The 16,605-nt window shown below is 59.1% G+C and carries 14 protein-coding genes; 4 read left to right on the top strand and 10 right to left on the bottom strand.

All coding sequences use genetic code 11. From position 1 onward, the window contains the following. Positions 1 to 57 precede the first annotated feature (57 nt). Positions 58 to 414, bottom strand: a complete 357-nt coding sequence (locus tag V9K67_RS23340) for a hypothetical protein (protein WP_336726845.1) — start codon at positions 412 to 414, stop codon at positions 58 to 60. A gap of 336 nt (positions 415 to 750) precedes the next feature. On the opposite strand from V9K67_RS23340, the gene V9K67_RS23335 reads away from it, so the two are divergent. Both V9K67_RS23335 and V9K67_RS23330 read left to right on the top strand, forming a co-directional pair. Further along, complete coding sequence (locus V9K67_RS23335; RefSeq protein WP_336726842.1) at positions 751 to 1,209, top strand: hypothetical protein; 459 nt, start codon at positions 751 to 753, stop codon at positions 1,207 to 1,209. 356 nt (positions 1,210 to 1,565) lie between these two features. Beyond that, positions 1,566 to 1,976, top strand: a complete 411-nt coding sequence (locus tag V9K67_RS23330; RefSeq protein WP_336726841.1) for a response regulator — start codon at positions 1,566 to 1,568, stop codon at positions 1,974 to 1,976. A 29-nt stretch (positions 1,977 to 2,005) separates the two neighbouring features. Here the strand turns inward: V9K67_RS23330 and V9K67_RS23325 are convergent, their stop codons facing one another. Genes V9K67_RS23325 through V9K67_RS23310 form a run of 4 tightly spaced genes read right to left on the bottom strand, consistent with a single transcriptional unit; the run spans position 2,006 to position 5,444 of the window. After that, positions 2,006 to 3,025: a hypothetical protein gene (locus V9K67_RS23325; protein WP_336726840.1), complete on the bottom strand. Its 1,020-nt coding sequence runs from the start codon at positions 3,023 to 3,025 to the stop codon at positions 2,006 to 2,008. Positions 3,026 to 3,058: 33 nt separating this feature from the next. Continuing rightward, positions 3,059 to 4,384, bottom strand: coding sequence for a Dyp-type peroxidase (locus tag V9K67_RS23320; protein WP_336726839.1), 1,326 nt, complete (start codon positions 4,382 to 4,384; stop codon positions 3,059 to 3,061). Positions 4,385 to 4,393: 9 nt separating this feature from the next. After that, positions 4,394 to 4,960 carry a hypothetical protein gene (locus V9K67_RS23315; protein WP_336726837.1) on the bottom strand — a complete coding sequence of 189 codons (567 nt, stop codon included), beginning with the start codon at positions 4,958 to 4,960 and terminating at the stop codon, positions 4,394 to 4,396. Positions 4,961 to 4,976: 16 nt separating this feature from the next. Beyond that, positions 4,977 to 5,444, bottom strand: coding sequence for a hypothetical protein (locus tag V9K67_RS23310; RefSeq protein WP_336726835.1), 468 nt, complete (start codon positions 5,442 to 5,444; stop codon positions 4,977 to 4,979). Positions 5,445 to 5,838: 394 nt separating this feature from the next. Between V9K67_RS23310 and V9K67_RS23305 the strand changes: the two genes are divergently transcribed. Together V9K67_RS23305 and V9K67_RS23300 are read left to right on the top strand one after the other, a co-directional pair. Then, on the top strand, positions 5,839 to 6,153 hold the full coding sequence (locus V9K67_RS23305) for a DUF6660 family protein (protein ID WP_336726834.1): 315 nt from the start codon (positions 5,839 to 5,841) through the stop codon (positions 6,151 to 6,153). Between the two features lie 162 nt (positions 6,154 to 6,315). Continuing rightward, on the top strand, positions 6,316 to 8,457 hold the full coding sequence (locus V9K67_RS23300) for a TonB-dependent receptor (protein WP_336726833.1): 2,142 nt from the start codon (positions 6,316 to 6,318) through the stop codon (positions 8,455 to 8,457). A gap of 363 nt (positions 8,458 to 8,820) precedes the next feature. Here V9K67_RS23300 and recC read toward each other — a convergent pair whose 3' ends face one another. The 5 genes from recC to V9K67_RS23275 form a co-directional block, all read right to left on the bottom strand. Continuing rightward, complete coding sequence (gene recC / locus V9K67_RS23295) at positions 8,821 to 12,012, bottom strand: exodeoxyribonuclease V subunit gamma (protein WP_336726832.1); 3,192 nt, start codon at positions 12,010 to 12,012, stop codon at positions 8,821 to 8,823. A 34-nt stretch (positions 12,013 to 12,046) separates the two neighbouring features. Next, a complete protein-coding gene (gene recD, locus V9K67_RS23290; protein ID WP_336726830.1) occupies positions 12,047 to 13,933 on the bottom strand; it encodes an exodeoxyribonuclease V subunit alpha in 1,887 nt (628 codons plus the stop codon). Positions 13,934 to 14,047: 114 nt separating this feature from the next. After that, entirely contained in the window at positions 14,048 to 14,515 is a 468-nt protein-coding gene (locus V9K67_RS23285; protein WP_336726828.1) for a DoxX family protein, read from the bottom strand. A 170-nt stretch (positions 14,516 to 14,685) separates the two neighbouring features. Continuing rightward, entirely contained in the window at positions 14,686 to 15,711 is a 1,026-nt protein-coding gene (locus tag V9K67_RS23280) for an endonuclease/exonuclease/phosphatase family protein (protein WP_336726827.1), read from the bottom strand. Between the two features lie 40 nt (positions 15,712 to 15,751). Then, positions 15,752 to 16,516, bottom strand: coding sequence for a 5'-methylthioadenosine/adenosylhomocysteine nucleosidase (locus V9K67_RS23275; protein WP_336726825.1), 765 nt, complete (start codon positions 16,514 to 16,516; stop codon positions 15,752 to 15,754). Between the last annotated feature and the right edge of the window lie 89 nt (positions 16,517 to 16,605).

Below are 16,605 nucleotides of genomic sequence, written 5' to 3'. Positions count from 1 at the left end.
ATTTCTCAGGTTAAAAGCATCCGAAGAAAGGGGATCCTTCTACAAACGCCACCCTACTTACCATCCATAAAACGGGTCGGAGGTTGCCCATCGGTTATGCTCAGGGCAGTTGTCGCCGCGCTTGTGGTGATGGTGTCCGTTCACGTCATCGGTAGCCCACACCCCATGCTGGTAGCAGTTGGCGCCCCGTTTGTGGTGGTGGTGGCCATTCACGTCATCGGTAGCCCATAATCCATGGCCACAGTTACTTCCGCGTAAGTGGTGATGGTGTTCCGCAAGCGTGCTTTCGGAAGGTTTTGCCCCGCTTTCAGCCGTGGAAGGCTGTTCAGCTTCATTAACAATGTCCTTTTTACACGAAGTCAGGCACAGGCCGGTAAGGAAAAGGGCAATTAAAGAAAACTTCAATTTTTTCATAAAAGGACTATTTAAGAGGTGGACAATGCAAAACTTAAAAGGTGAACCTTACAAAACGGAATTTCCACTCGGCCAACTGTAAATAGTAAACTTTGATCACCCTGCAGTCGTATAAAGGAGCACAGCCATTACCTATTAAATTTTAATTAAATGTATTAACAATATTATAAATAAAAAACATTTTATTTTTTCTTTATCGGACATATTGGGGTATTCCGGCCTTTCAGGCCTGCTAACCGAACCTCGCTTTTGAAACATCAGGGAAAATATAGGGGCAGCGGATTTTCCCTATCTTAGCTAAAAGGCTCTTTTTCAACTTCCCTATTGAACCAAAACATGAACATTTTTCGGAAAGCCGTTGGCACCCTTTTCTTTTGCCTGGTACTCAATACCCTCTTTGCCCAAAAGGGCTGGATGAACATTCACCACAAAAATGGCTTTGACCTGCAACTGCCTTCCGGCTTTTCCAGGGGGCTCCTGGTAGCGGCCGGCACCCTGCAATGGTACCACCATAAGCAGGAGGGCATCGAACTAACGGTGGAGAGCTTCGGACCTGGAACCCCTGAGGGACTGAAGGAAAGCTACCTGGACGACCTGAAGCGGTTCCGGGGCATCACCTATAAGGTGCTGAAACCTACCTGGTACGTGATCAGCGGACAGAACGAGGAAGGCATTTTTTATTATAAAAGCATCCGGAAAGACGGGGAACTGCACCATCTGCGGCTTTCTTATCCCCCGGCGCAAAAAGCCCTGTTCGACTCCACCCTCGGCAGGATCGCCACCTCCTTCCGTTAAAGAAAATTCCGGCAGGCAAGTAACCCTACCGGACATCACGATAAAACTATTACAGGTGTATTCACTTCCTACCCCTGGAGCATTATTTAAAAGCGAAGCATATCCGTGAAACCTCACACGGGCAAGCATGGTCTAAAAACAGCCGGGAATGCAACGATGGCATCATGGGTTTCCACCCCCTGTATTGGAATGCAAAGGAAAAAAAAGTGGTGAACTAGAAGGAATAACGAATGTTGACCAAGGAAGGGATCGCTAAATTGTTCCCTGGCTGTAAAAAGCTTTCTATCGTCCTGGCACATACGCCTTCCGGCCGGGATACAAAATACTTAATACCTTTGGCCGCCAACCCCTGAACTATGGACACAGAAAGCCGCTATATCCTGATGGTGGAAGACGATCCCGATGACCGCTACATTACCCAACAGACCCTGCAGGATATCGGCAGGAACATAGCGGTAACGTTCCTGACCCAAAGCGATAAGGTTTTTCCCTTTCTCGAACGCCAGGAGCTACCGGCGGTGATCCTGGTTGATTACGACATCAGTCCCGGCAATGGCCTGGAGCTGTTGCAGGAACTGAAGCGCCATCCGAAGTACGGCCACATCCCGGTCATCATCTTGGGTGAGTCGGACGACCCGGATCTGGTAAGGGAATGTTACCGGCAGGGCGCCAACAGCTTTGTGGCGAAGCCGTCCACCTTCGGCGGTACGGTGAAAAAGATCGAGCACTTTTTTACCTACTGGCTGGAGATTGCGGAATTAGGCTGAGCCCCTTTTTACCCTTCCGTGCAGGCGGCTTACTTCATCAGCGCAATGTTCCGCCAGAAATTTTCCAGGCTGGCGGTGCCCCCAAAAAGCGTGGTGAAAATGGTGGAGTCGGCCATTAAAATATTGCCCGCCCGCTCCTCCTTCGGCGGCAGCCAGATAAAGGCGTTGAATTCCTTGTTGCCTTCTTCTATAAAGGGATGGGGCCGGTCCAGGTCTACCGGCTGGCAGGCCAGCAGCACCACCGACCGCGGATCATACGACGTGATCTCGTAATGCGGCAGGTGGGGATGGAAATTGAAGGTGGTGACGTCCTGGAGCAGACCCAGCTTGTCCAGGTCGCGGCGGGCGTTGAGCGGGGCGATCTCCTTCGTGCCCCGGACCACGGCGGGCCGCAGCCCGTACTTGTTCAGCACCGGGATGCCCAGCCCCTTCATCAGCGAACGGGTGTACTGCCCAAACCGCTGCTGGCGCGGCACCAGCGCATCGCCATGATGGCGGTACTCCATCTGCCGCTGCTGCAGGTCGTCGGAAAAACCCACGTCGTGGTGCGGACCAATCAACAAACAAGTGCCTTCCCGTTGGAGCCACTCCCGGATGGCTTCGATCTCTTCGGGCGCCGCCTCCTGCTCCGAAACCAGATGATCGAGTCCGAAGACCAGCAGCGTATCGGTATCCTCCAGGATGCGTTCGTCGATGGGCAGCTTGTAGCCGGCCTGGTCGATGCGCTGGAACACCGCCACCGGCTGGCCGGTCACTTCCCCTGCCAGGGCCTGGAAGCTGAGGGTGGAGCGGTGGAACAGCTCCAGCGTGCCGGCAATGCCCTGCAAAAAATTATTTTCATCCCATTCCGGGGTTTCATACGCCGGCCAGGCCACCCGCCGCACTTCGGTCATGGTGGAAAAGCGGTTGTCCATCTGCGCAACCTCGCGGTTGGCCTCCCAGGGATAGCTCCACGTCCAGTAAATGCTGATCCGGCGGCTGCCGGGCTGGTAACTGCGGGGCCGGTGGACCTGGTTGTAGGTGCGGGCGGGAAAATTAGTGGTACTCATAACGGGTCGTTGTGGATGGAAAATGAATTGGGATCACTGTGGTCCGCCCAGGGAGGCCAGGTATTCCAGGGCCTTCAGCCCGGGCAGAAAGAAATAGGCGCCCCCCCGTACGGTGGTAAAGGCCGGCAGTCCCTTGATCACCTTCCGGATCGGGCGTTTAGGAATCTTATACTCCAGCGTGCCGTCGTGGTTACCGATAAAGGGATCGCGTTCGTTGCCCAGCTCGTGGAAATTCTTGTCGTTGACCCAGACGTTCTGGGCGAATTCGAACTGGCGGATGAGGCTGGCGCAAATGGCAAAGGCGGCAATGCCCCTTTCCTTTCCATCGTCAGGAACCCCCTCGGGCAGGTAGGGGCCGTACGTGGCCCCGCGGCGGAGCATGCGGCGCCGGTTCATGTTGGCGGCCGTATCCCGGGGGTTCATCCGGCGGATATGCGAGCCCAGGGGCACGGCATAGCCGTGCGGGTCCATTTCCTTGTAGTTGAAATTATTGTTGCGCTGACAGTCGCCGCCCAGCTCCGGGTCCTCTTTTTCGGGGGCCAGCACCAGGGGAGCACCGGTACGCCATCGGCCCATCAGCTTTGCCGCCACCAGCTCCTGCTCTTCGGGAGTGGCGCCCTGCTGCTTTAAAAATTCGCGGAAGGCGCCCACGTGCTCTTCCAGCCGCCGGTAGGCCATGAAGCTGCCGTTGCGCGACAGCTCTTCGGGCTGCGGCAGGTTTGCCGGCGGACCGTCCTCGTCGGGGTAGCCCAGGATGAACTCGCCAGCCTTCAGGGGCGGGCCGGAACCGGGGGTGGGCGTTTCGCCGGTGCCTTCGATCACCACCGGCGACAGGCGGTCGCGGTAGCCGAAATGGTCGTGCGCATAGGTGAAGGGCGGCGTCGCTTCCAAATCCAGGGCCGACAGCAGCTCCACCCCTTCGCATTGCGCCACCAGCTCTTCGTGCTTTTGTTGGCAGCGCAGCCGCTCTTCGGCCGTGCGGGCAAACAGGATGACGAGGGCGTGCAGGTCGGGGCTGGCCAGCTGCCCCACCCAATGGTCGGGATGGTTCCGGCCCGTGTCGCCCAGGATCTCCGCCCGGGCCACCATACCCTGTTTAAATTCTTCGGGAAAGGTGGCCAGGGAGGCTTCGTCCAGACCCAGGGCCCGCAGGCCGTTATGGGTAAAGGCCACCGTGATCCAGCGCTGGTCCTGCTCCACGGTTTGTGCCACCTGGGCGGCGGAGGGCACTTTCTCCCGGATTTGCTCCAGCCATTTACGGCCGCCGGCGGGCTGGCGGAAGGTTAAAAACTCGTAGCGCCCCGTCAGCGCCGGCACCCGAGACAGCAATATATATTGGATGTCGTCTAATTCAAGCATAGTTACCTCCTATTGCATTTGGTCCAGCATGGTGGAGAAGGATGCCTTCAGCTGCAGCGCCTTTTTGATCTCGTCGGCACTCACAAAGGGGTACTCACCGTACTCCAGGAAACTCGGGCGCTGGTGGTCCCGCACAAATTGCACGAAGGCCTGGGGATTGGTCTTCCAGTCCATGGGAAAGCCTTCCAGGTTTTCAAAAACGGTGTTGATGCCGTATTTCGAAAACAGGGCCACGGCATCCTCGGTGTATTTGTCAAAATCGGTATCGAAGATGCCCTGGTACATAAAGTAGGTCTCGTTGCTGATGTCGAACAGCACCCAGCGCAGGTAGTGCAGTTGCAGCACCTCCAGGGCGTCGGGCTTTTCGGCCACGGTCTTTTCGATCCGCTGGGCGTATTCGTAAAAATGGTCACGGGTTCCCGGCTTTATTTTGGCGATGATGGTAAAGCCGTAGCAGGCGGGCGTTTTGGGAAAGATGGGCCCGTAACGACCCTGTTGCTGTTCAAATACCCCACCGGGGGGAAGGGCCATGGCTGCGGGCTGTGTCCATTTCTGGTTGTCGTTCATGCCTGACATAGTATTTGTTTTTAGGTTAATCATTATCGTTAGACAGAGGCGGGGAGGTTAGCGGCTCCTTTTCCACGGCGCCGGGATGGCGGCGGATAAAGCCCCGGGCGACGCGGTTGGCCGGTCCCCGCAACAGGATATAAGGAAGCACCGCCAGCAGGGTGGCGGTAAACAACAGCTCGAACAAGAAAATACCCTGGTGCACGATCAACTGGTAGATCGCATCCAGCAGGCAGGCCAGGAAGAACAGCCGCTGCACGTCCTTCCAGCCCGAGCGCTTCAGCTGCCTCCGGCGGGCCCGATCGGAGAAGACCGTCCACAGGAAAGGGGGCTGCCCCGCCCGCGCATCCTTTATGCCGGCCCGAATGGCCAGGGAGGTGGCCATCAGCGTCTGGAGGATGAAGCGGAAGTTCAGGGGCCCTTTCGGGCGGGCCAGGAAATTGTCCCAACCCCGCTCGACCGCATCCGTGATGATATTGACCAGCACCATCATAATGAATTGTTTTCGGACTTGGAATTGAAGAAAATTTTCAGGGGGATAGGCGGGAATGCTTTGAGAAACCTGCACGGTCCGGAACACTAATCACGTCCTGACAATTGAATAGCCTGCTGTTGGAAAATTGCTACCGATAGGATACCGGAGTAACAAGAGGAGAAACCTGGCTGATCCTTTTCCACACGACCGGGAAACTGTGCCGGGCCCCTGTACACCAGCTTTACGGCTAAGCCTGCCCGGGAGTTTGTTGTAAAATTAAAGCTAGGCCGATCTTTTGTTCCGGCAAAATATTTTTCGGGCTTTTCCCTTATTACGCCCCCACGCGTTCCTGCAACCCTGCTACAATTTTTGTTTTGCCGGCAAGGGGCACCTGCCTGTACCTTTGCCCGGCATGAAATGGATCACGTTTCTTATGGCCCTGCTTGTCCTGGCGCTCAGCGTTCTGCCGTGCGCCGACGAGGCCGTTGCGGGCAAAGGTGATCCGCACCAGGCCGAATGGACCCGGGCGGGCCAGCATGATATAAACCACGAGGACCGCTGTTCGCCCTTCTGCACCTGTGCTTGCTGTGCCGCCTATTCCCTGTTCCAATCGGCAGCGGCACCGGCGTTGCCGCCGCCCGCTGTCCGCCCGGCTTATGCCGCCCTGCCGGCAGCGGCCCTGCTCCACCTCGCCCTGCCCATCTGGCAGCCGCCCCAACTGGGCTAACGTTTCCTTTCCTGTTGGTCTTATTGCGCAGCCCCTGCCGCCCTTCCGGGCGCCCAGGTCGCTATGCCCCTATTCTTATTCTGGATACTGTTTCCCGACTTCATGAACATGCAGAAAAAATTCAGCAACCCCGCTATGCATTTCCCTTATCTAAAATTCCTGTTGACCATACTGCTGCTTTGCGCCGCCTTATTGCCGCTGCAGGCCCAGCACGTATTAAAAGCCGCTATCCGGAACCACGAAAACCATCCCCTGCCCGGCGCCACCCTTAGCGGGAAGGAGGACCTCCCCCCCGTCGCCGCCGACAGCACCGGCACCGCTGTTTTGAGGAATCTCCCTACCGGCAAACAAACCTTCCGGGTCACCCATGCCGGCTACCGCGAAGCCCTGGTTTCCGTCTTCCTCACCTCCGACACCACCCTGCTTTTCACCCTGGAGCCGGCGGAGGCGGAGGGCGACGAAGAAGCGGTGGTCGTAAGCGCCACCCGTACCAGCCGCAGCATTGGCCACACTCCCACCCGCATCGAGGTGATCTCCGGGGAAGAACTGGCGGAAAAGGGCAATATGAAACCGGGGGAGATCCGGATGCTGCTCAGCGAAAGCACCGGCATCCAGATCCAGCAAACCTCCGCCACCTCCTACAACGCCGGCATCCGCATCCAGGGCCTGGAGGGCCGGTATACCCAGGTGCTGCGCGACGGCTATCCCCTGTATGCGGGCTTTGCCGGGGGCCTTAGCATCATGCAGATCGCCCCGCTGGACCTCCGGCAGGTGGAAGTGATCAAAGGCTCTTCCTCCACCCTGTACGGGGGTGGCGCCATCGCCGGGCTGGTGAACCTGGTGTCCAAAACCCCGGGCCCGGAGCGGGAAGCTTCCTTCCTGGCCAACGGCACCTCGGCCGGAGGGCTCGACCTGAGCGGGTTTTATTCCGAGCGGTACGGCAAGGCCGGCCTGACCCTGTTTGCCTCCCGCAACAGCGGCGCCCCCTACGACCCGGCCGGCATCGGCCTGACCGCCCTGCCCCAATTCCGGCGCTACACCCTCAACCCCCGCCTGTTCCTGTACGGTCATAAGACTACGGCGGACGTGGGGGTGAGCTACATCACCGAGCGCCGCCTCGGCGGCAGCATCGACTATATCAAGCGGGGCGGCAGCGGCTATTACGAACGGAACAACACCGACCGCCTCACCACCCAGCTGGGTATTGTCCACCGCCTGGACGAGCGCACGACGCTGCAGCTGAAAAACAGCTATACCCGCTTCGACCGCAGCCTTGAACTCCCGTCCTACCGGTTCCGGGCCCTGCAGCAATCCTCTTTTTCGGAGCTGACCTGGAACCACCGGGGCGAGCAGGCCCAATGGGTGGCGGGCGCCAACCTGCTGACCGACGACCTCTCCGAAGGAAAGCCCGCCGCCATTCCGCCCCGGGACTACCATTATAACACCTTCGGACTTTTTGTGCAAAACAGCTGGTCGCCTAACGAACGGATCACCCTGGAAACCGGCCTCCGCGGCGACCGGACGGCGGCCTACGGCTGGGAACTGCTGCCGCGCCTCTCCGCCCTTTTCCGGGTTTCGCCCCAATGGACCACTCGCCTGGGTGGCGGCTGGGGCTATAAAACACCCACCATCTTTACCGAGGAGGCGGAACGGCTTCAGTTCCTGGATGTGCTGCCCATTGACGAGCACTACACCCAGAACGAGCGGTCGGTGGGCGGCAACTGGGACGTTCACTACCGTACCCACCTGGGGGCAATAAGCCTCAGCCTCAACCACCTGTTTTTTTATACCCGGCTGCGGAACCCCCTGGTATTGCAGGAAACGCCGGACGGGAAAAGGATTTTTCGGAATGCCGGCGGCCCTATCGATACGAAGGGAATGGAAACCAACCTGCGCCTGCTGTACGGCGATTTTAAGCTGTTCGTGGGCTACACCTTTACCGATGCCAACACCCACTATTCGGGAGAAAAAAGCTGGCTGCCCCTCACCGCCCGCCACCGGCTGAACAAAGTGCTGATGTACGAGATCGAGGAAAAGCTCAAACTGGGCCTGGAAGGGTATTATTTCAGCCGGCAACAGCTCGGTGACGGGTCTTCCGGCAAGCCCTACTGGATCACCGGCTTTATGGCGGAAAAGCTATGGGAGCACTTTTCCCTTTTTGTCAACTTTGAAAACTTTACCGATACGCGCCAGACGAGGTTCGACAGCATTTTTACCGGCCCGGTGGACCAGCCTCTTTTCCGGGACATCTACGCGCCCGTGGAAGGGTTCGTGGTCAACGGGGGGATCAAGATCCGCCTGTAGCCGGGCCGTGCCAAAGGCAAAGAGTTATACTGTTTTATTAATGGTTGCCTGGAAGAAAAAGGAAGCCTGAAGGGCTTTAACAAAAGTAGCCCCGGGTGAAACCCGGGGTCAGCAGTAGTTCGTCCCCACAACCCTGAAGGGGTTGAATGTGTCCTGTTCGATTTAAAAGAATTTTCACTTCTGAAGAATTCTTTGAATAGCTATCCTGATCGGGATTAATCTCGTTACCGTAAGTCCCACATTCAACCCCATCCGGGGTTGCGGTTGCCTAACTACTGCTGACCCCGGGTTTTACCCGGGGCTACTTTTGTTGCAGCCCTGCGGGCTTCCAGTTTCTCCTGGTCCATCAGAATCAAAATAATATTATTCGAAATAGTCGGCAAAGACCTCAGCCAGGGGCAGCAGCAGTTCGCGGCAGTTGGCTTTATACTCCTCCAGCACTTCGTCGCTGGTAAAAAAGCCGTTCTGGAACTCGTTCAATATATAGGTATCGGTGCAGGGCGAATTGTAATTATCCAGCTTGTCGGTGACCAGCTTGTCAAAGCCTTTGCGGTCGAGCGCCGAAATCTTGGACAGGTCCGGCTTGAAGTCGGGGTAAAAGGCCAGGATCCGCTCATGTCCCCTTTTGTAGAGCTGCAGCAGGACGGCCAGCCGCTGCTGCGCCTCGGCCGTGCTGAGGAGGCGGCCCTTGAAAACGGCGCTCTTCTCGGAGGAAATAAAATATACCTCGTCCACCACGCCCGCCGCCCGGCCCGCCAGGTAGCGGATATAGGCTTCGAGCAAGTACTTGCCCTCGCTGCGCGAAAAGGACACCACCACCAGCCGCGCCCCGTACACCCCCTCGAGGGTTCCCTTCAGGCCCGTATCGCCGATGGCCACGTCCACGGCAGCGGTGCGTACCGGCAGGCCTTCGGTGGTCTGCAGCAGCAAGCGGCGTACGGGCCGCACCACCTCGCCGGATTGCTGCAGGATGATGCCGGCCATATTCTTCAGGGGCAGGCGCCCGGTTTTCACCCCCCTGCGGCTGTGGGCCTCCCACCCTTCTTCCTCCACCCGCAGCAGCTCGTGCTTGAGCGACCACTGCTGCAGCGTGTCGAGGGCGAACAGCTCCGTTCCCGGCAGCAGCTCCTCGCCGTCGCCGTAGTAAATGGCCAGCACCCGGTTGTAATACGCCTTGAAAGGATTTTTGAAAAACGCCACCAGGGCATCGGGCGACACTTCGTCCAGGCGCAACGGCTCCCGTTCCCTGGCCGCATCGAACAGGTGCGTATGGGAGCCCTTTTCACCAAGGAGGTAGGAATACAGGCGGCCATCGCCCCCCATATACTGGCGGCTGAAGCCGTGCAGGGGCTGGCGGGTGATCAGCCGCTTCCGCACCTCTTCGGGCTCGTCGCAGGCGGCTTCAATGGAATCGATCAGCTCGTCCACCAGGGCCGAAGGCGGCAGGGCGGTATTATCGCGGACGCTCTGGCCGAGGTAACTGACATAAAGGTAGTCGCGGGCCGACAGCACCGTTTCCAGGAACAGGTGCTTGTCGTTTTCCCGGATGCTCCGGTCGCCCTTGCGCCGTTCGCGGTCCATCAGGTTAAAGGAGGCCCTCGTTTCGCGGCGGGGAAACTTATCGAAGGAAAGGCCCAGCAGCGCCACCACCTTGAAGGGAATGGAGCGCATGGGGATCAGCGAACAAAAGGTGATGCCGCCGCCGGCAAAGGAAGCGGCCCGGGTGGCCCCGGTGACCGACCCTAGGAAGCTATGGCAGAACACTTCGTAGCTCACCGGCTCGTGCAGGTATTCGTGCAGCAGGTTGTAGGCTTCCAGTTGCTTGCGCAGCACGCTGTACTCCTCATCCACGGCCTCGGCCGCCTCGTACACCAGGTTGTGCAGCAGGAAGTTCACGTAGGCCACCCAGTCGGTGATGGGGCGGTCGCCGCGGCGGCGCTCCACCGACTCGATCAGCACTTGTACGAAATGGCAAAAGCGGATGATCTCCGTGGCCTCGCTGCCTTCGAGCAGGTCCAGCGGGTAGAGGCTGCCTTCGGGGGCTTCGTATTCCTCCTCCCCGCCCAGGCACAGGCCGTAGAGGATGCGCTGGAGGCCGTGCCGCCAGCTTACGAAGACCGTATCGTCCTCGGTGCGGCCGTCGGTGCCGAAGCGGATATTGGCCGCCTGCACCACCCGGCGCACCAGGGCCAGGTTGGTCAGGCCAAAGCGCCGGCGGATAAAGGCCGAATCGAGCAACTGCACGACCTCCTCGGCCTTGAAGCTGTCGCTCTTCAGCTCCATAACGGCCTTGAGGGCATTGATAATATTGTCGGAGCCGGTATAGCTGTCGTCGGCCAGGCTAAAGGGGATGGCGTAGGGCGCGTTGCCGAACACCGCCTTGATGTAGGGCGCATAGGCATCGATGTCGCTGACCATCACCACGATGTCGCGGGGCGACAACGCTTCCTTCCGGCGGTCCACCAGGTGCACGAGGTAGTTGTACAGCACCTCCACCTCCCGGGCGATGGTGTAACAGCTATTGATCGTCAGCGACCCGTCCTCCAGGTCGTCCACCGTCACCGGCGCCTGCTCGTCCTCGCCCAGGTTGTAAAAGATGTTGTGCTGCAGCTTTTGCAGCAGGGTGTCGGTCCCGGGCTCCTGCACGCCCACCTCTTCGTAGGCGTTCATGAACTCCTCGTAGCCGAACAGCAGCCCAAAGGTGTCCTTGATCACGCGGCCCCAGGTGGTGAGCAGGGTATTGCCCACGGCGGTCTCTCCGGGGGCGGCCAGGCCCTTGCGCGCCAGCAGCACCTGCTGCTTTTCGCTAATGGTGTCGAACCAGTACACCGAGGGCGCGGGGTTGAGCAGGTGAAAAGCGATGTCGATATGTTTGCCAAGGGCTTCGAACAGCTTCAGGTGGTAGTCGGTGGTAATGGAAAGCCCGAAGAGGTGCAGCACGGGCATACGGCTGCGCAGCAGCTCGCCCTTACCTTTCTGCTTCAGCGCCTTCAGGATAAAGTCGCCCATAAGGGTCTTGTCGGCCAGCCGCCCGCCCACCGCCCGTTTGGCGCGGATCCACAGGTACTGCTGCCATTCGCCTGCGGGCACGGTATTGAGCGCGCTGCCGTTCCAGAGGGCAATCATGTCGGGGCGGTAGATCTGGTACTGGTCGAACAGGTCGGCCACTTTTTCGGCCAGGGCCATGCGCTTCACCGCCTTGTTGGGATGGTCGTCCGAATAATAAGCGGCCACCGAAGGAAACTTGCTTTTAAAGGCCTCCTCCTCCAGAAGCGTAAACAACAACCAGCTCAGGTTATGGGCCGACAGGGTGTCGGAAAACTCGCCCCCCAGCAAAAAGTACACTTTATGGATAATATCGTTGGGCCGCAGGAACTGGATATTGGCGGCAATGCCCGACCGGCTGGCGATGAAGATCTTCAGCCAATTGTTCATCCCGTCGGTCTGCGTAACCACGTAATGCGGCTGGAAAACCGGCGGCTGCTGCCGCCGCAACGACCGTTCCAGGGTCAGGGCCAGTTGTTCGAGCGAGTTGGAAACGTTTAACTGAAGCATTTTTTTGAGTTTACGAGTTTACAAGTTTACGAGTTTACGAGTTGCTGGCGCCGGCAGGGAACTCGTAAACTCGTGAACCCGTAAACTCGTAAACGCGTGCGCGCACACCGGATCCCCGCTCTACGCACCGCCCCGCGCACGAAAGAATGCCGTCGCCGCTACCCTGGATGAGGACGGAGGTGCGGGCGCGGGTGACGCCAGTGTAGAGGAGCTCGCGGGTGAGGATAGGGATGTCGGCCGACTGGGGCAGCACCACCAGTACCCGGTTGAATTCGGAGCCCTGGCTTTTGTGGATGGTCATGGCAAAGACCGTCTCGCATTGGGAGAGGTAGCCGGGCGCCACGGAGCGCACGCCGCCCTCGCCGTCCTCGAACCAGGCGCGCAGCTGGCCCCTGGCGTCGTAGCGGAGGAGGCCGATGTCGCCGTTGAACAGGTTCAGGTTGTAATAATTGCGGGTGACCATCACCGGGCGGTGCTCGTAGAATTCGCCCGAAAGGGAAAGGAGGCCCTTTTTCTGCAGGTAGCGTTCGATCTTTTTGTTGAGGGCGTGCAGGCCCTGTTCGCCTTCGCGGAGGGCGCACAATACCCGCAGCTCGCCCAGCAGCTTCAGGGCGGACAAGGTGTCTTTTTCGCGGATAAAGGCGGCGTAGCCGGCGGCAAAGGATTCAAAGATTTTTGGGGAATAGTCGGGATCGATCTCCACCTGCTGGTCGGTGGCCGGCGGCAGGAAGGCCTGCAGGTCGGCGGCGCGGGCCCCGATCACCGCCTTGCTGAAGCGGCCGATGCCGGCCTCGCCCGAAAAGCGGTGGCTGTGGCGCAGCTCCACGATATAGCCGAAGAGCGGGTGGGCGTTTTCCTCCGCTGCGGCCTCCGGGGGCAGGCGGCGCGCCGGGTCGGCGATAAAAGAGTTGAACAGGGCCACGCGGTCGGCAGGAAAGGTGTTGAGCCGTTCACCGGCACCGCAGAGGTCGCCAAACAGCGAGCCGGCTTCTACGGCGGCCAGTTGGTCCTTGTCGCCCAGCAGCAGCAGGCGGGTATGGGGACCGATGGCGTCGAGCAGGCGGGCAAAGAGCGAAAGGTCGATCATGGAGCTTTCGTCGATGATGACCACGTCGAAGGGCAGGGGATTGTCGCGGTGGTGGCGGAAGCGGAGGGTGTCCGGGATATTTTTCAGCAGGCGGTGGAGGGTGGCGGGTTCCAGGGCTGCGAACTTTTCCTTAATGGCGGCGTCTACCGGCAGGGTAGCCTTTTTCAGCGATTCGGCCATGCGGGCGGCGGCCTTGCCGGTGGGGGCCGCCAGGGCCACCTTCAGCTGGGGGTCCAGGGCAAAGAGCAGGGCCAGGATCCGGGCTACGGTGGTGGTCTTGCCCGTTCCCGGGCCGCCGGTGATGATGGTAAAATTATTCAGCACCCCCGACAGGGCGGCGGCCAGCTGCCAGTCGGCCACGGGGGCGGCGCCGGGGGGCGGGGCGAACACGCTTTTGATAAAGTCGTTTAGGCCGTCGAGCTGCCGCACCCGGTGGGCATAGGCATCGCGGCCGTTTTGCAAAAAGGTTTTCAGCCGGTCGAGCACCGAAGTTTCATAGGCAAAGTAGCGGTGCAGGTACAGGCGGTTGCCGTGGAGCACGAAGGGCCGGCGTTGGGTGCCGTCGCTGACCAGGGGGTCCGAGCGCAGGGCGGACCACTGGGAAAGGTCGCGGCTTTTAAAAGGGAAGTCCTCGCCGGGCAGAAGGCGGTCGAGGTCGATACAGACGTGGCCTTCGGCCAGCTTTTGCGACAGCAGGTAGGCGTAGGGCCGCAGCAGGTCGCTTTTAAAGAAAAGGGCGAACTGCAGGTGCACGTCGTTAACGGCAGGCTGCGGCAGCGGGAACGGGCTGGCGGCAGGCCGGGGGGCATCGAAAAGCAGGGGCAACTGGCTCATAGGCGGTGGTAAAACGGTATGATTTGCAGCGAACAGAGGGCGAAAGTAGGAAATAAAAAGCCCCGGCAAAAATGCTGCGCCGGGGCTTGAACCGTCCAAACCTATGAAACTTATTTATTCAATGCTCAGCGTAGGATCTTCCAGCCGGCGGGTGCTGCGGCGGGAGAACCAGCGGCGAATCCACAGGTTGTCCAGCGAATAGCGGCCGCCCCCGGTGATGAGCAATACGACATATACCAGCAGGTAGTGCAGCCCCGGCTCTTTGGCCGAAAAAGGATCGGCGCTGTGGATGAGCAACACCGCTACCAGCATGGTAATGATCAGGGGGATCACCGCCAGCCGGGTAGCCAGTCCCAGCAGCAGCAGCACGGAACAAAACGCTTCGGCAAACACGGCCATCGCCAGCGACAGTTCGGGGCTCATGCCCAGCACGGGGGGAAACTGGACGGGCGCACCGGAAAACAGCAGGAACAGCTTGGGCAGGCCGTGGGTCAGCATCAGGCCGCCAATGCCGAGGCGGGCGACCAGCAGGGCGGTATCAATCAGATGGGCTTTGGGGGTAACGTTGAAGAGCTTTTTCATTTTTCCGGGTTTATGGTGATCAATTGTATACTTTCCTAACACTGTTAACTAAAGGGGATTTAAAAAAGGGACCCATTCCCTAACAGCGTTAGCAAATATAATTTAGATTTTCAAACCGCCCTTTTCCGGATTCCATTTTAAACATTTGATAACAATTAGGTTAGCGCCCGCTAAACCCGCTCCTGCAGCACCATATTGACCACCACCTGCCCGTGGTCGGACACATAAAAGGGCTTGCGGTCGCGGGAAACCGTTTTGTCGATGATGTGGTCGTTGTACAGCCGCAGGTCGATCACCCGGCCGAGGCGGTCGTTATTCTGATCGGAAAAATGGTTGCTGACGAATATATTGTCCAAACTTTCGTAGTGCCCGTTGTGGATATAGGTATAATGATAATGCTCCAGGCTTTTGCGGGCCTGGATATCCCGGCAGTTCTGAAACACGTATTTCCAGCGCCGGGCTTTTTCCTCCGGCGGCAGCTTGTGAAAGGGGGGCGCGCCCAGGATCGACTGGCTGGTGACGGCCGTATCGTTATCGTTGAGGTCACCGATGATCACCACCGGCCGCTGCCCGTCCGTGTCGATCTCCTGCGACAGCAGGGCGCGGATGCCCGCCGCCTCTATGCCCCGGCGAACCAGGGAGCGGACGGCACCCTGCGCCATTTCGGGGTAGGAAACGCTGTCCATATCCGTGCCTTCGGGATAAATGGGCCTTTTGGATTTGAGGTGCACGACGAACACCACCACCGATACGTCCTCGTTCAGGCGGACGACGGCCTTCAGCAGGCTGCGGGAAAAATTGCGGATGGGAATATCAACCGCCCCATTTTCCAAAAAAGGCGCCAGGCGGGCCTCGTCGAAGAATTGAAAGGCAAAGGGGATTTCCCGGATCACTTCCACCCCGGTTAAGGGGTACCGGCTCAGGAGGGCATTGACCGGCGTCTTGCCGGTGGGGCTGGCGACGGCCAGGTGCCATTGCGCAAAGGGCGACTCGGCCAGGCAGTCGCGCAACGCCTCCTCTTCAAACACCTCCTGGAAGCCGACGATGTCGGCATTCATCTTGACCAGCTGCTGCCTTATCCAGCCTACTTTATCACGGTACTCCCCGTCGCTGTACCGTGCCCGCGCTTCGGTATAAATAGGCCGGTTGGCACGGACCAGGTTTTCAACATTGAAGGTGCCGATGGAAAAACGCATGGCCTATCCCCTGCAAAAAAAGAACCACCCCGTCCCCCCGTTACAAATGAGCGAAAATGTTCCGGATGATCTCCACCGAGTAGCGGCTGGAAATATGCTGGATGAACAGGGGGAAGTCGATGGCCGAAGCGTCGTCGGCGGCATCGGAAACCGTGCGGATGATCGTAAAAGGGATGTCATACTCGTAACAAACCTGCGCCACGGCGGCGCCCTCCATTTCCACGCACAGCACTTCGGGCAGCAATTCCTGCAGCTGCTGCTTGTCGTCGGTGCGGGAAAAGAACTTGTCGCCGCTGGCAATGGCGCCCGTGAACACCCGGGGCTGGGTGATCCGGAACAGGTGCAGCTCGCCCTCGGTGATCACTTCGTGGAGGTGCCGCCGGTCGAGCAGCTCGTTCACGGCCTTCAGCGACAGGTCCACCCAGGGCCGGGGGCTTTCGAACCAGGTGATGCCCAGCAGCGGGGTCTCAAACCGGGGCAGGATGGGACGGACGTCCATGTCGTGCTGGATCAGGCGGGTACCGATCAGGATATCGCCGATGCGCAGGTCGGCCTGGAGGGCGCCGGCCACGCCGGTGAAGATCAGGTCGGTAATGCCGAATTCGTGGATCAGCGTAGCCACGGTGGTGGCGGCGGCCACCTTTCCCCAGCGCGAAAACACCACGACGGCCGGTATGCCGTTGATCCTTCCCGTATAATAGGTGCGCCTGCCGGCGGCGGTTTCCGCCCTGTCGGTCAGCAGGTGCACGACGCCTTCAATTTCTTCGGGCATGGCGCCCATGATGCCGATTCTTCTTTCTTTCATGTTTCGATCCCCAAAAAAGGAGGCAGCGAAATTAAAGATTAAGGCGCCAAAAAATTTCGGTTAGGCCCGCGGGTAAATTGCTCTTGACC

Source organism: Huijunlia imazamoxiresistens, assembly GCF_037132455.1.
Lineage (GTDB): Bacteria > Bacteroidota > Bacteroidia > Chitinophagales > Chitinophagaceae > Flavisolibacter > Flavisolibacter imazamoxiresistens.
The sequence above is the reverse complement of the archived record's forward strand: the minus strand, read 5'-3'. Positions and strand labels throughout refer to the sequence as shown.

Excerpts from the sequence above, each read along its gene's own strand:
- V9K67_RS23335 (WP_336726842.1), top strand. The coding sequence starts at position 751 with ATGAACATTTTTCGGAAAGCCGTTGGCACCCTTTTCTTTTGCCTGGTA.
- V9K67_RS23285 (WP_336726828.1), bottom strand. The coding sequence starts at position 14,515 with ATGAAAAAGCTCTTCAACGTTACCCCCAAAGCCCATCTGATTGATACC.
- V9K67_RS23310 (WP_336726835.1), bottom strand. The coding sequence starts at position 5,444 with ATGATGGTGCTGGTCAATATCATCACGGATGCGGTCGAGCGGGGTTGG.
- V9K67_RS23280 (WP_336726827.1), bottom strand. The coding sequence starts at position 15,711 with ATGCGTTTTTCCATCGGCACCTTCAATGTTGAAAACCTGGTCCGTGCC.
- V9K67_RS23320 (WP_336726839.1), bottom strand. The coding sequence starts at position 4,384 with ATGCTTGAATTAGACGACATCCAATATATATTGCTGTCTCGGGTGCCG.
- V9K67_RS23275 (WP_336726825.1), bottom strand. The coding sequence starts at position 16,516 with ATGAAAGAAAGAAGAATCGGCATCATGGGCGCCATGCCCGAAGAAATT.
- V9K67_RS23305 (WP_336726834.1), top strand. The coding sequence starts at position 5,839 with ATGAAATGGATCACGTTTCTTATGGCCCTGCTTGTCCTGGCGCTCAGC.
- V9K67_RS23330 (WP_336726841.1), top strand. The coding sequence starts at position 1,566 with ATGGACACAGAAAGCCGCTATATCCTGATGGTGGAAGACGATCCCGAT.
- recC (WP_336726832.1), bottom strand. The coding sequence starts at position 12,012 with ATGCTTCAGTTAAACGTTTCCAACTCGCTCGAACAACTGGCCCTGACC.
- V9K67_RS23325 (WP_336726840.1), bottom strand. The coding sequence starts at position 3,025 with ATGAGTACCACTAATTTTCCCGCCCGCACCTACAACCAGGTCCACCGG.
- V9K67_RS23315 (WP_336726837.1), bottom strand. The coding sequence starts at position 4,960 with ATGTCAGGCATGAACGACAACCAGAAATGGACACAGCCCGCAGCCATG.
- V9K67_RS23340 (WP_336726845.1), bottom strand. The coding sequence starts at position 414 with ATGAAAAAATTGAAGTTTTCTTTAATTGCCCTTTTCCTTACCGGCCTG.
- recD (WP_336726830.1), bottom strand. The coding sequence starts at position 13,933 with ATGAGCCAGTTGCCCCTGCTTTTCGATGCCCCCCGGCCTGCCGCCAGC.